Consider the following 12900-nt stretch of genomic DNA (forward strand, 5'->3'; position numbering starts at 1 on the left):
ATTCCTTTTTTTGTTGCCAAAAATTAGCCTACTGGGCGAACTAAGACTAAATTTTGAAATTCAAACGGCGGGTCGGATTATTAGGAATCCCGGTACTCATCAGCGCATTTGGAATTCAACCCATACTATTAATCACCGGCACGATCTACTTATTGGTTGCAATCACACTCATTGTACTGAATAAGTTTCCGTTGAGTTGAATCGTTAGCGATTGCGCTCAATGCTCATATTTGGGGTAGCTGGCAGTGATGGGGGAGTTGTCAAAACGAGAGACAGTAGCACTCGGATTTTGAGAGTCAGGCGTAAATGGCGTACGTTTGGTTGGTTAGAAAAATCGAATGCTAGTTATCAATCGATAAGGTGATTCAGCTCAGTCTAAGGTACTAGGTATTGGTTTACGAACTTGGCCATTACTAACCGCAAATACTGGCTGCTGGGCCTAATGTCATTTAATTTGGACAGTATCCGTCATAACCATGTAAAAATCATGTAAATTCGGGAGCAATAATTGTTATTCTAGCAGTTACGTGCTATGTTATTATCATATTTTATGAAGTGGAGTGATAGTTATGGCTCAGATTTCTGTGGGGGATCGGGTTAAATGTCAAAAGAACGGCAATACCGATTATGATTTTTATGCTAAAGTTGAAAAAATTTACGAGAACTCCGCCTTCGTCACAATTACTCATTATGATTTGCGGGATGATATTAATGTGGCAGAACTTCAATATCGGGCAGTGATCGCCTTAAAGAAGATGAAACCCGCTAAACCGACTGCTGGTGAAGCGAAGCAGCTACAGGCAGTTAGTGCGGCCATGTTAGCTGAATAAATTAAGAATATCGATGCAACATGTAGGTAATGGGTTGTTCAAGAATTTGATTCTTGAACAACCCATTTTTAGTTTGGCTGCAAAGCTTTTCGGTGTGATGGAGTGCCCTGGTTGGGACTGATTTTATGATGATTAGAGGCCAACTGACTTAATGAATCTGTCCGTTAGAGCTTTAACAGATTGGATATTTAACAATCATTCACGCGGGTGTTGTTACAAGCTAATTGTGCACGTCTCTTTATTCGGTGTAGCAAACTTTTTTGTTGGCAATCTGACTTTTAGCCTGTACATCATTGGTTTCAATGGTACAATGGATATTAGTAGTTGATAATTGTTCTAAAGTAAGGAGGAGTTTTGAATGCAGACAGCTAATCAAAATGTAACGTTGACGGGGCGTCGACGCTTCTGGTTCATTTTTACGCTGTTGCTTGGGACTTGGACCATGTCGATCAGTCAGTCTTCCTTGTCGACGGTCTACCCAACATTTATGCGCGACTTTGGCATCTCGGCCTCAACCGTGCAATGGTTAACGACCGGCTTTATGTTGACAATGGTCGTCATGATGCCAATCAGTCCGTGGTTGTTGAATAATATTGGGTTTAAGAAATTATTCTTAGCCGTTTTGGTGCTTTTCGATATTGGTTCAATCATTATTTATTTCGCACCCAGTTTTGGTGTGATGATGGTCGGTCGCCTAATTAAAGCGGCGGCAGTTGGCGTGCTGTTTCCCTCGTATCAATCCATTTTACTGACGATTACGCCCGAGGAAAAACGGGGTAGTACGATGGGTGTCGCCGGGTTGGTCATGGGATCAGCATTAGCATCTGGCCCGATTATTTCCGGTGTGGTTTTGAAGTTTACCGATTGGCACGGATTGTTTGCCGTCTTCATCACGGTGGCAACTTTGTTGATCCTAATTAGTTTCACAACGATCAAGGACGTGATGGTCAATAAGCCTTCAAAGCTAGATTTGCTCTCAATCGTGACGTTACTGGGCTTTGCTGGGATTTTATACGTCGTGAATGAGATTGGTAAACCCAATGTGAACTGGACGTTCGGTTGGCTGTTATTAGCGGTTTCAGTACTAGCGGTGGCTTACTTTACTTATCGCCAATTTCACTTGGAGACGCCGTTATTGGAACTACGGGTCTTAAAAACATTTAATTATGACTTAGCCATTTTCCTAACAGCAATCTCGTACGTGGCGCTGATTGTCGTAACAATCATCTTCCCACTCTATTACCAGGGTGTCTTGAAGGTGTCGCCATTCGTTTCAGGCATGTCACTGGTGCCTGGTGCGGTGCTTCTAAGTATTTTGAACCCACTTACTGGGAAACTAGCAGAGAAGATTGGATACAAACAAATCATGTTACTTGGTATGAGTATGATCGTTGTTGGTTGGCTGATCTTAGCACTGATCAATTCAGAGTTGAACCTGCTCACCATGATTTTGCTGGCTGCCTTAATTGAAGGCGGGAATGCCTTTGTCATGATGCCCGCCGTCACATTGGGGGCTAATTCATTACCCGATGAACTGATTTCACACGGTACCGCTGTGATTACGACGGTTCGTCAAATTCTCGGTTCAGCTGGTGTGGCCGTGGCGACCTTGGTCTTATCCAACGTGACGTTTGCTCAGAAACAAGCGGGAGTCTCAACGTTGCGTGCGAACTTGCAAGGGTACCATACGGTCTTCTGGATGATGCTCGGCATTGAATTGGTTGGCCTCGTGCTTGCGTTACTTTTGCGTGATGGGCGCAAGCAGTCGCATTAATAATCACGGTGACTGACTACCAGGCGAGAATGACTGAAGTTAAGTGGGATATGCTTTGAACGCCACTAATTAGACATTAGTGCCTGCACAATCGGTCGGTTAGTCGTAATTAGGCCAAAAGGGCCGCCATTCTTGATTACAAGAATGGCGGCCCTTTTTTCGTGGCACGACTGTGATCGTACTGAATCACAGGACTTGGCCCAACTAACCGGGGCGCTTCTACTTGGCTGTTGCTTTTTGAATCTTTGCCAATTGACGATATTGACTGAGCATCCAGCTTTGATACGTCTGGTTGGCCGGTAACGTTTCGGTGACCTTCAGTACCGGCACATCGTATTTCCTGGCGAGTTTGACCATGTTCGTGACCAAGTTACTATCGGTCTGAGTGTTTTCAACGAAAAAGGCAATCCGGTGGTGCTTGATGTCTTGTTGCATTTGCTGGATATCCTTAGGTGATGGGTCGGAACCCTCTTCAATTGCATGTGCGAAATGCGTATTGCTGATTCGGTAGCCGATTGCCTTCAATGAGTAGTCAAAGACCGGCTCACTGACAGCGACACGCTGATTATTTGCATGCTGTTTCAATTGTTTGATCATAGTGGTTATGGTCTTAGCGTTGGTCTGATACTTTTGGGCCTGCTGTTCAAAATAATGCTTGTGCTGCGGCTGAATTTTGCTGAGTTCTGTTGCGATTTTAGTTGCTAATTTGGGCATCGTTGTGGGATCGTACCAGACGTGTTCGTTGGCCCCGTCAGTTTTATGAGCCACGTCGGTTCCCACTGTGATTACCCGGGCGCCCTTGGCTTTGTTGACAGTAAGCTTTTCCATCCAGTCATCGTAGCCGAGGCCGTTGTAAATGATTAATTGGGCGCTACTAGCCTGCTTAGCCGTGTTGACGGTCGGCTCGTAGTCGTGGGGGTCAACGCTCGGTCGATCAATAATCGAGGTCACTTGACCATACTTTCCTGCCACCGCCTTAGCCGTTTGACCATAAAAGTCGAGACTAGCCATGATATTAATTTTGTCGTTAGTCGTTTTACTGGGGGTGCTCGAACTTTGACAGCCTGCTAATAGGCCGCTGAGTCCCAGTATTATTGCCAAATAAAGCCATATCCGTCGGTTGACCATGTATTGTAACCCCATTCTCTTTAAATCGTAACCATTACTGTTAACTTTACCGAAAGAAACGGTCGTCGTCAAGTCTTTAAGATAAGGTTTAGACTAGGTGAAAACACTGCACTGACTGACGAAAGCTGGTAAAATAGGCGTACCTGAAAAGCGGAAGGCGGGGCACGCAGATGATATTTACGATTGTGATTTTAATTTTACTAGCAAGCGCAATTTTTCGCGGGTTTCACCGCGGATTTGTGATTGAAATGTTGCATCTGATTGGGACGGTCGTCGTCCTATTGTTTGCACGACTACTCTATCAGCCGTTAGGGACAATGATTAGTAATCTATTGACGAATTTACATTTAATTGAAGCTTCAGTGGCGGCAACGTTGATCATTAACCTGGTCGCTTTCTTCGTGTTAATTTCGTTAGGGTGGTCAGTGATTCGGTTGTTAGGCCGTGTTTCACGTAGCATTACGTGGCTACCAGTTATTAAGCAAGTGAACAGTGTTGCGGGTGGAATCGTGTCATTTGTCGTGACGTATCTGGTTATTTTTGTCGCGTTGTCGTTGGCGAACATCGTCAATACGAGCTTTATTCAGACGCAAATGACGCAGTCACCGCTCGCCACCTATATTGTGAAGCAGACACCTGGTCTAACTAGCCATTACCTCAGTAATTTGATTAATTTTAATGATGGGACGACTACGGATTCCTAGAGTTCATGGTGGGGGTACGACTGCTTTAAACTAAGACAAAGGCGTTACTGGTTTTTTGACCAGCAACGTCTTTTTTGATGAACCGGTTTGTTAGCAACGCACTTTTTTCGGTTCCCGAACGATTGCTAGTTTTTATGGGGTTATTTGGCTGATTACTATCATATTGAGCGTCCTTCATGCTATGATTATAAGTAAAAATGAGCAAGAAAGAGGCTGGGATACTTATGGGCATGATTCGAATTAATAATTTACGCTTTCACACGTTTAACGGGGTACTTCCGGAAGAACGGCGTAATGGTCAACAACTAGGGCTAGATATTGCCATTAAATATCCTATCGAAACCAAGGTTCAACACGATGACGTTCACGAGACCATCAATTACGCGGCGGTCCGTAACGTGGTCGATGAATTTGTAACGACCCATTCATACAAGTTGATTGAATCGCTAGCTAACCACTTATTGCAGACGTTATTGACAAGTTTTCCCGCGGCGGATGCAATCAATATTAAAATTCGTAAATATAGCGTACCAATGCCTGGAATCTTTGATGATGTGGAAATTGAGGTGGAGGGGACGCCGAATGGCAAGTAGGGAAGAACGGGTTTATTTGAGTGTTGGTTCCAATATTCATCCGCGCGTCCAAAATATTCAGCAAGCCCTTAGCCGATTACGAGCCGTCAATGGGGTAAACGTGATTGACGAATCTCATTGGTATGAGACTCAACCGTGGGGAAAGCGTGATCAGGCCGATTTTTACAATGTTTCGGTATCCTTAACGACTAATTTGACACCAGAAGAACTATTGGATGAATTACATACAATTGAGCAGGCGGGCCACCGCCAACGCTTGGTTCACTGGGGACCACGTACGATTGATTTGGATATTATTTTTTGGGGCGACCGGCAAATCAACACAGCGACGCTGACGATTCCGCATGCGCAGGCAGCTAAGCGCAACTTTGTGCTACTGCCAACTGCTGAAATCGCCAAAACTGATGTGTTAGTTGGACCACAAGTGGCCCAATTGATTGCGGCTAATCAGGATCAGAGTTGGATTAAAAAAGTAAGAAATGTGAGTGAGTTAGATGATTGATGAGAAGAACCAAGCAAAGATTGAGCATGCAGTACGAGAAATTTTAAGTGCAGTTGGTGAAGATCCTGACCGACCGGGATTAGTAGAAACACCAGCACGGGTTGCACGAATGTATGCGGAAGTTTTCGCTACTAAGACTGCCGCACCATTTGATAATTATAAACTGTTCAAGGTTGAGCATCCGACTGAAATGGTATTACTTAAGGATATTCCATTCTATTCGATGTGTGAGCATCACCTTTTGCCGTTTTTTGGCACGGTTCAAGTTGCTTATGTGCCGCAGCATGAACAAGTGATTGGCTTGAGTAAGATTCCTCGCTTGATTGACTATTGCAGTCAACAGCCGAACGTTCAGGAGCGGTTGACAGTTTCCATTGCAACAGAATTACAACGAATTCTTGACCCGGCTGGGATCGCGGTCTCAATCACGGCGCGGCACATGTGCATGGAGATGCGGGGTGTTAGCAAACCGGGTGTGCATACGGAAAGTAGCTATTACAGTGGTCAATTCAAGACGGATTTAGACTTGAAACGAGAATTCTTACAGCGAATCGCAAAGTAGGTGATTGAGTGGATACAGGGACGATTGAACAACATTATCAGGACTTATTAGCCCAACTAAATCAAGCCATGTTAGCCAATAATCATCAGCGTGTTCCGTTATTACGGCGAATCATGGCACATCTTGGCCACCCTGACCATTATTACCATGTGATCCATATCGCTGGGACTAATGGCAAAGGCTCTACGGGAGCTATGTTAGCCAGTATCCTGCGGGCGCAAGGGTATCAAGTTGGCCGCTTCAGCAGCCCCGCGATTAATGATGCGCGTGAACAACTGCAATGCAATGGGACGTGGATCAGTCCAGCGGAATTTATCGATACGTATCGTGAGATTCTACCGGTTCTGCAAAATATGGGACTGACAGCTAGCGATGTCTCCATCTTTGAATGGTTCTTTCTCATTAGTGTCGTTTGGTTTCGGAATCAAAACGTGCAATGGGCGGTCATTGAAGCCGGTTTGGGCGGCTTGTATGATGCGACTAACGCCTTAGCCAGTCCCCAACTCACGGTATTTACTAAGATTGCCCTCGATCATACCGCCATTCTTGGGCCCACGATTACCGCGATTGCGCAAAATAAGTCAAAAATCATCAAGCCCCATACAACAGCAGTGACATTGGCCGACCAACACCCAGAAGCCCTGGCTGTTTTGCAGACCGAAGCGCTCAATCAAGGTGTTCGGCTAGTGACCGCTAAGCACGCGCAACTGACGGTGACTGGGCAAACACTCACGCAAACCGTCGTTGATGCGCACAGTCAGCTTTTTGATTGGACGCAATTAACGGTCGGACTGAGTGGCACCTATCAGCTACAAAATCTGCGGTTGGTTTTAACTGTGGTTGCAGTACTACAACAGCAACAAGTTAACTTGACGAACAGTGCGGTTCGCCGAGGCTTGCAACAAGTTTCCTTGCCAGGCCGGTTGACCGTATTACAGGAGCAACCTGTCATTATTGCCGATGGGGCGCATAATCCGGATGGTATGGCGGCACTAGTGGCAAGTGTGAAGCAATTACTCGCTGGTCGTAAATTGATTTGGATCGTCGGGGTCTTACAAGATAAGGCCTATCCTAAAATGCTGGCTGAACTATTACCGGTAGCTGACGTCCTGATTACGAATACGCCCGCAAATCCAGAACGAGCGTTATCCGCGACTAAGCTGGCCGACACGGCGAACGCATTATTAACGCCCACCTTTATGACCACGGCTGCGATGCAACGACAGCCAGACTTATTGACTGCAACGACGATCACGGATGCGTTAACGCAAGCTCAGCAGCAAGCAACCAGTAATAGTGCGATTATTGTAACGGGGTCATTTTATGTCATTCGTGAGCTCCAACAGGCTGGTTGGCCGGGGTTAAGCCAATGACGACGACTTGGTTGATTGCATCCAACAACGCTGGTAAAAGCCGCGACTTGATCGCGTGTTTGGCTTACTATGGCTTGACTGCTCGTCAGTACTTGACAGTGGCGCCGCGGCTCGAATTTCCCGTGGAAACGACGACGAGCTATGTCGATAACGCGGTTGCTAAAGCTCGTTTTGGGGCGCAACAGCTAGGGGTTCCGGTTATCGCAGATGATAGTGGCTTAGAGATTTCCGCGTTACCAGACTTGTTAGGTGTGACCACGGCGCGCGACTTAGGGGTTGCAGTCAGTGGCTTTGATCGCAATCAGGAAATTTTAACGGCCCTACGCGATATTCCTGACAACGAGCGGCAAGCGTTGATGCGTGCTACGTTAGCGGCTGCCTGGCCAGATGGGCGGACCTTGGCCGTACAAGCTTCGATCACCGGCTACATTGCGTCCTATCAATTTGGACGCTATTCTGGGGGATTTGACCGAATTTTCTGGCTACCGCGCTATGGTCGAACTTTGGCCGAATTACCAGCAACGTGGCGCATCCCGCTGACACACCGGGGACGGGCCGCCTTAAAATTAATCACAAAACTTTAAAAATTGGAAGGATCGGTGGAGTAGATGTTAGTACAAGATATCACCAGTTCATTAGCACAAGCAACGGATTTTGCGAGTCAGGCGTTGAATGCCCAAGTTCAACGACAACAACAATTAGTTTTGCGTTTTAGTGATTATAATCGGGAACAGCAGCTCCGATTAACCCAACTATGTCAGCAATTAGATGGGGTCGTGCTGGCGAGTCCTGAACAGTTGACCGTCTTGTTGAACCAGACAGCTGGTCGCCAGTTAACCCACCAATGGTCGCGAGTCTTTACGGATCAAGCAACGACTCAAATTCAATTGACCCAAATTATGAAACAATATGATGTTTTTTGGCAAGCGGGTGAGCACCGGTTTAATCTCACCAAGAAGCCGATGATTTATGGCATCATGAATATTACGCCGGATTCCTTTTTCGACGGTGGCCAGTACAAGACTAAAGATGACGTACTGAATCACGTGGATGCCATGTTACAAGCAGGAGCTGACGTAATCGAAGTTAATGGTCAAACGACACGGCCGGGCTTCACGGAAGTCACGCCGCAAGTTGAATTAGACCGGACGTTGCCGTACATTCGCGCCATCAAGGCTCGTTTCCCGGAAGCAGTCTTAGCGGTCGATACTTATAAGTATGATGTCATGCAAGCCGTCCTGGAAGAAGGTGTCAGCATTATTAACGATGTGAACGCCTTTACGGACGATCCTCGCAAGCTCAAATTGATGGCTGACAGTCGCGTCGGCTTACTGACTATGCACAGTAGTCGTGACCAAGAATATACCGATCTGACGAGCAGTATGCGTGGGTTCTTTGAACAAAATCTGGCAGCATTGACGAGTCATGGCATCGATATTGAACGAATTGCTCTAGATCAGGGGATCGGCTATTCACAAGTCGCACATGGGGAACAGGATTACGTGATGATGCGTAACATTGATGAATTTAATTATTTGCGACGCCCAATGATGGTGGCCATTTCACGGAAAGGTTATTTAGGTCTATTGCTTGGCCTGAAGAAGGAAGACCGGCTACCAATGACGTTGGTCACTGAAGCAGCGATGATGCTTAAGGGTGGCCGGATCATCCGGGTCCACGATGTTGCTGAAACCAAGCAATTGATTACGCTGTTAGGTCGAATTGAGAATGGCTATTGGTTATCGAATAATGATTAGTCCGGATGATTTTGACGGTATTACAGCGAATGGGGTTAAGGACTACGATGCTTATTTCGGTACTCCCACGTACGATGATCACGTTTTATTTGAATTGTTAGTGGTTGGAATCTTACAAGTGGGTTTAGGCTGGCGGGTCGCGGCTAGTCAGTTACCAGTATTGCGGCAACATATGGCGGGGCTGCGGGTAGACGCCGTAGCCGCCCTGGACGAACCGGATTTTGAACGGCTGATGTTGACTCCCAAAGTGATGCACAATGGTCGTAAGTTACGTGCAATCATTCAAGATGCGCGTGCTATTCAACAATTACAGGCCGAGTATGGTAGCTTTAGCAACTACCTGTGGGCGTTTGTCGATGCGACACCAATCATTATGCCGGCGCCCGATGATGAATTACCGACGCGCTCACCCCTGGGCGCCCGCGTTGCGAAGGATTTACACCGACATGGTTTGACCTTCGTTGGACCAGTCGTCACCCACATGTTTTTGCTGGCGGCGGGATTGATTAAATTGAATTAGGTAGAATTAGGCTGGCGGATGCTGGCCTTTTTTATTTGCTTATGCCTGCGTATTTTTGTGAGTATCAATGTGTGAATGTAAGCAAGGTGGGGGCTTTAATCCGGAGTGGTTATGGGAAGTGTGATTATTAGTTCCATCGCAATATGAAGCGCAAGTTCGCAATGAGGGTAAGCGGCAAAAACATATTTGAATGGTCGGTGATGCTGGCGTGTAGAACCAGTCTAACCGTTTTCTAGGTAATAGTGAAGTTAGCAAAAACACGTCGCAAGAGCAAGTTGTAATGGTCTTATGACGTGTTTTAGAATGAGTTGATTTTGTATCCCGCTGACACGACTAGCGGTTAGCGGTCGTCGTCGTGTCTGGCAACAGCCACATCGTTACCAAGCCAATCAGCCAGGCCACTAAGAAGAACGCCATGGCAGCTGGTAATTGATAGCCAAGCAACCATTGGCATAACAAGATAAGCGTGATAATGATACCGATAACGCGATTGATGATGCTCATGTAAGTGCCTCCTAGGTGGTTAGCTAAGAATGAAGTGAACCAGATTATCTGAATTAATAAATATTACTTAAATTATATAATGAATGACGTTATGTGTGCTGCAATGTGCGTTAATGTCTTAATTTAACGTACGAACGTCGAAAAATGCTGAATATTTGAAAAAACGATACCGCTGAGGTTGCGGTATCGTTGAACCTGTGACTGGTAATTAGCAGTGTATTGTGACTGACTCAGATACTGGTTAGTGATAACTACTTCTAGTACCATAACGTTTCAGCAAACGGTATAGCGTTTGGCGCATAGATTTTGAATGAATAAGCGTTATCCACAAAAATCATGCTCACTGCATCAGACTGATGGTTATACTGTGCTAAATGCCCAGCATGAGCGGGTTAATTGCATGTCTGGAAAATACAGACTAGTTTTTTTACTTAAGAAGGTTGTATTTATCTGATAAGACACCTATTATAAATTGCAAATATAAGTAAGACATTTAGGAGTGATTGGTTATGATTAATCTTGTTTTCTACAAATACTACAGATTCTGGGCTGCAATCGTTTTACTATTGCTAAGCGCTAACGTTTATCCAGCAATTGTTAACGGTAATGTCTTAGGTCGCGAATTTTGGCGAAATGGCACAAATCTGATTAATCTTGTTTTTGTAATTGTTGCTATTGGCTTTTTAATTCAAGTGTTGTTTTTTAAGAAAGGTGAGCCGCGTGCGAATGAATGTGCATTTTGATCAGGTCATGGTAAAAAAGCATGATTTTTAATCGCGTTATGGCAACCAAAGTATGAGGGAGTAGTCGAAAGTCTGATATGAAATTCTCTGAAAAACTAAAAGTGTGTAGGAAGCACGCACAATTGACACAATCGCAAGTGGCCGAACAATTACATGTATCGCGCAAAACAATCTCAGGCTGGGAAAATGACCACAGTTTTCCCGATGTTGGCAGTTTAGTTCAATTGAGTGATATTTATGACGTTCGGCTAGACGATTTAATGCGGGATGATCACTTACTGGCTTATTATAAGGAAGCAGAACGACTTCATCAGAAGAGCCGAAAATGGGTGGTCGTCTCGTATCGATGCAATTTCTTGTTACTGGTACTTGGCTACATTGACTATTTGCGGCCGTTTGGAATACGAACGTTTTTGGTACCGTTTTTAGTACTGGTGAACGCCATGGTATTATTGTCGTATTTTTCAGATTGGCAGCGGTTCAAGTCAGGTAAATTGCGTGTCGGTATCGTCATCACGGTGTTTATTGCATTTATTGCTGAGATTCTGATCAATACAATAGTACCGAGTTATCTGAACGAGTTAGCACATGCCGTTGATGATGGCCCCGCTGCGATAATTGGTGAAGTGGCCGGTCGCTTGCTGGTCACATCAATACTGATATTAAGTTTGGTATTAGCTATCTTTTTGAAGCCAAAACAACGAGAACGGTCGTAGTTTACCGAGCTAGTCAATATTGATGAGTTTGGAAGTGAGCCGTGGCGTCTCAAACTAACGAAAATGTGTAAGACAAAAAACGACCGCATGCTTAATAGCATGCGGTCGTTTAAGGCGGAAGAGATAGTTTATACAGAAACAGATTCGATTTGGATGCTGTGTATCATAACTTAACTCACGATGAACTAAATCGAACTATCCGTTGTTTCATAATCCACCTTGCCAAGTTCAATCTGAATCGTGATGTGGGTTAGTGGAAACTGGGCGCTTAGGTCCTTGTTCAGTTGTTCCAAAAAGGCATTATTGTCAGCTAATGTTGAACGACAGAGATGGACGGTCATGGCTGTTTCAGTAGTACTCATGCCCCAAATGTGTAAATCGTGAATCTGGTTGACGGTGGGCTGGCTGGTTAAATAATCAGCGATTGCTTGGCGGTCAACATTGTTTGGTACAGCTTCTAGTGAATAATTCATCGCATCTCGTAAGAGTCCCCAAGTACCAATCAAAATCACGACGGCAATTAGCAGGGAAACAACGGGGTCTAGCCAGAACCAGCCAGTCTTCAAGATGATGAAGCCAGCAATGACCACGCCGATGGAGACGCCGGCGTCGGCGGCCATGTGGAGAAAAGCGCCCTTAATATTGAGATCGTGCTTTTGGCCCTTCATAAAGAGTAATGCGGTAAAGCCATTAATGACGACCCCAACAGCAGCAACGATAATGACATCCCATTCGGCGACGGGACCCGGATTACTAAGGCGCTGGATGGCCTCGACTGAAATGGCCCCGATAGCGACTAGTAAAAAGACGGCGTTGAAGAGGGCGGCCAAGATTGATGAGCTTTTGTACCCATATGTGTACTTATCGTTGGCGCTTTTTTGTCCAAGCCAGATTGCCAGCCAGGAGATCAGTAAGCCCAGGACGTCGCTGAGATTGTGTCCTGCATCGGCAACTAGGGCCAGTGAGCCGCTCGCAAAACCGTAGCCAGCTTCCAAGACAATGAAGGCAGTATTTAGGGCGACCCCAATCTTGAAGGCGCTGGTCTGTTGTTGTATTTGATGGCTGTGTGCCATATGAATCACCTACTTCTTAGTTGAATTTATCCTTGTTATGGCTATAATTTAAATATGAACGAGCAGACATATGAATGGCTGTTCATGTGTATTGTAACACGCTTACATGACAATCTCAATT

The 12900-nt window shown here is 45.5% G+C and carries 15 protein-coding genes; 12 read left to right on the forward strand and 3 right to left on the reverse strand.

Annotated features, from left to right (window positions below):
• Nucleotides 1-569: 569 nt before the first annotated feature.
• Both ACWQAU_RS12115 and ACWQAU_RS12120 read left to right on the forward strand, forming a co-directional pair.
• On the forward strand, nt 570-830 hold the full coding sequence (locus ACWQAU_RS12115) for a DUF2187 domain-containing protein (RefSeq protein WP_003645462.1): 261 nt from the start codon (nt 570-572) through the stop codon (nt 828-830).
• 358 nt (nt 831-1188) lie between these two features.
• Complete coding sequence (locus ACWQAU_RS12120) at nt 1189-2604, forward strand: MFS transporter (protein ID WP_003643487.1); 1416 nt, start codon at nt 1189-1191, stop codon at nt 2602-2604.
• Nucleotides 2605-2823: 219 nt separating this feature from the next.
• On the opposite strand, the gene ACWQAU_RS12125 is transcribed toward ACWQAU_RS12120, so the two are convergent.
• Nucleotides 2824-3732: a metal ABC transporter solute-binding protein, Zn/Mn family gene (locus tag ACWQAU_RS12125; protein WP_003643486.1), complete on the reverse strand. Its 909-nt coding sequence runs from the start codon at nt 3730-3732 to the stop codon at nt 2824-2826.
• A 170-nt stretch (nt 3733-3902) separates the two neighbouring features.
• On the opposite strand from ACWQAU_RS12125, the gene ACWQAU_RS12130 reads away from it, so the two are divergent.
• The 8 genes from ACWQAU_RS12130 (at nt 3903) to ACWQAU_RS12165 (ending at nt 9743) form a co-directional block, all read left to right on the forward strand.
• On the forward strand, nt 3903-4436 hold the full coding sequence (locus ACWQAU_RS12130) for a CvpA family protein (protein WP_003642519.1): 534 nt from the start codon (nt 3903-3905) through the stop codon (nt 4434-4436).
• A 224-nt stretch (nt 4437-4660) separates the two neighbouring features.
• Nucleotides 4661-5029 carry a dihydroneopterin aldolase gene (folB, locus tag ACWQAU_RS12135; protein ID WP_003643485.1) on the forward strand — a complete coding sequence of 123 codons (369 nt, stop codon included), beginning with the start codon at nt 4661-4663 and terminating at the stop codon, nt 5027-5029.
• Complete coding sequence (gene folK / locus ACWQAU_RS12140) at nt 5019-5531, forward strand: 2-amino-4-hydroxy-6-hydroxymethyldihydropteridine diphosphokinase (protein ID WP_027821659.1); 513 nt, start codon at nt 5019-5021, stop codon at nt 5529-5531. Before folB ends, folK begins: the two co-directional genes overlap by 11 nt.
• A complete protein-coding gene (gene folE, locus ACWQAU_RS12145) occupies nt 5524-6093 on the forward strand; it encodes a GTP cyclohydrolase I FolE (RefSeq protein WP_003642515.1) in 570 nt (189 codons plus the stop codon). Before folK ends, folE begins: the two co-directional genes overlap by 8 nt.
• An 8-nt stretch (nt 6094-6101) precedes the next feature.
• Nucleotides 6102-7466 (forward strand): bifunctional folylpolyglutamate synthase/dihydrofolate synthase, encoded by a 1365-nt coding sequence (locus ACWQAU_RS12150; RefSeq protein ID WP_016511741.1) that lies wholly within the window; start codon nt 6102-6104, stop codon nt 7464-7466.
• Nucleotides 7463-8050 (forward strand): non-canonical purine NTP pyrophosphatase, encoded by a 588-nt coding sequence (locus tag ACWQAU_RS12155; protein WP_003642513.1) that lies wholly within the window; start codon nt 7463-7465, stop codon nt 8048-8050. The genes ACWQAU_RS12150 and ACWQAU_RS12155 overlap by 4 nt, the downstream gene beginning before the upstream one ends.
• Nucleotides 8051-8074: 24 nt before the next feature.
• Nucleotides 8075-9223: a dihydropteroate synthase gene (folP, locus tag ACWQAU_RS12160; RefSeq protein WP_015381029.1), complete on the forward strand. Its 1149-nt coding sequence runs from the start codon at nt 8075-8077 to the stop codon at nt 9221-9223.
• Nucleotides 9195-9743: a DNA-3-methyladenine glycosylase I gene (locus tag ACWQAU_RS12165; protein WP_162551028.1), complete on the forward strand. Its 549-nt coding sequence runs from the start codon at nt 9195-9197 to the stop codon at nt 9741-9743. Before folP ends, ACWQAU_RS12165 begins: the two co-directional genes overlap by 29 nt.
• Nucleotides 9744-10076: 333 nt before the next feature.
• On the opposite strand, the gene ACWQAU_RS12170 is transcribed toward ACWQAU_RS12165, so the two are convergent.
• Nucleotides 10077-10247 carry a hypothetical protein gene (locus ACWQAU_RS12170; RefSeq protein ID WP_003645469.1) on the reverse strand — a complete coding sequence of 57 codons (171 nt, stop codon included), beginning with the start codon at nt 10245-10247 and terminating at the stop codon, nt 10077-10079.
• Nucleotides 10248-10756: 509 nt separating this feature from the next.
• On the opposite strand from ACWQAU_RS12170, the gene ACWQAU_RS12175 reads away from it, so the two are divergent.
• Nucleotides 10757-10990 carry a hypothetical protein gene (locus tag ACWQAU_RS12175; RefSeq protein ID WP_027821661.1) on the forward strand — a complete coding sequence of 78 codons (234 nt, stop codon included), beginning with the start codon at nt 10757-10759 and terminating at the stop codon, nt 10988-10990.
• 122 nt (nt 10991-11112) lie between these two features.
• On the forward strand, nt 11113-11706 hold the full coding sequence (locus ACWQAU_RS12180) for a helix-turn-helix domain-containing protein (protein ID WP_015381026.1): 594 nt from the start codon (nt 11113-11115) through the stop codon (nt 11704-11706).
• A gap of 185 nt (nt 11707-11891) precedes the next feature.
• Here the strand turns inward: ACWQAU_RS12180 and ACWQAU_RS12185 are convergent, their stop codons facing one another.
• Nucleotides 11892-12779, reverse strand: a complete 888-nt coding sequence (locus tag ACWQAU_RS12185) for a cation diffusion facilitator family transporter (RefSeq protein WP_003642507.1) — start codon at nt 12777-12779, stop codon at nt 11892-11894.
• Nucleotides 12780-12900 lie beyond the last annotated feature (121 nt).

The organism is Lactiplantibacillus sp. 3062, from assembly GCF_055413545.1.

Bases quoted from the DNA above. Each gene is read 5' to 3' on its own strand.
- ACWQAU_RS12115 (WP_003645462.1), top strand. From the start codon at position 570: ATGGCTCAGATTTCTGTGGGGGATCGGGTTAAATGTCAAAAGAACGGC.
- ACWQAU_RS12120 (WP_003643487.1), top strand. From the start codon at position 1,189: ATGCAGACAGCTAATCAAAATGTAACGTTGACGGGGCGTCGACGCTTC.
- ACWQAU_RS12125 (WP_003643486.1), bottom strand. From the start codon at position 3,732: ATGGTCAACCGACGGATATGGCTTTATTTGGCAATAATACTGGGACTC.
- ACWQAU_RS12130 (WP_003642519.1), top strand. From the start codon at position 3,903: ATGATATTTACGATTGTGATTTTAATTTTACTAGCAAGCGCAATTTTT.
- folB (WP_003643485.1), top strand. From the start codon at position 4,661: ATGGGCATGATTCGAATTAATAATTTACGCTTTCACACGTTTAACGGG.
- folK (WP_027821659.1), top strand. From the start codon at position 5,019: ATGGCAAGTAGGGAAGAACGGGTTTATTTGAGTGTTGGTTCCAATATT.
- folE (WP_003642515.1), top strand. From the start codon at position 5,524: ATGATTGATGAGAAGAACCAAGCAAAGATTGAGCATGCAGTACGAGAA.
- ACWQAU_RS12155 (WP_003642513.1), top strand. From the start codon at position 7,463: ATGACGACGACTTGGTTGATTGCATCCAACAACGCTGGTAAAAGCCGC.
- folP (WP_015381029.1), top strand. From the start codon at position 8,075: ATGTTAGTACAAGATATCACCAGTTCATTAGCACAAGCAACGGATTTT.
- ACWQAU_RS12165 (WP_162551028.1), top strand. From the start codon at position 9,195: ATGGCTATTGGTTATCGAATAATGATTAGTCCGGATGATTTTGACGGT.
- ACWQAU_RS12170 (WP_003645469.1), bottom strand. From the start codon at position 10,247: ATGAGCATCATCAATCGCGTTATCGGTATCATTATCACGCTTATCTTG.
- ACWQAU_RS12175 (WP_027821661.1), top strand. From the start codon at position 10,757: ATGATTAATCTTGTTTTCTACAAATACTACAGATTCTGGGCTGCAATC.
- ACWQAU_RS12185 (WP_003642507.1), bottom strand. From the start codon at position 12,779: ATGGCACACAGCCATCAAATACAACAACAGACCAGCGCCTTCAAGATT.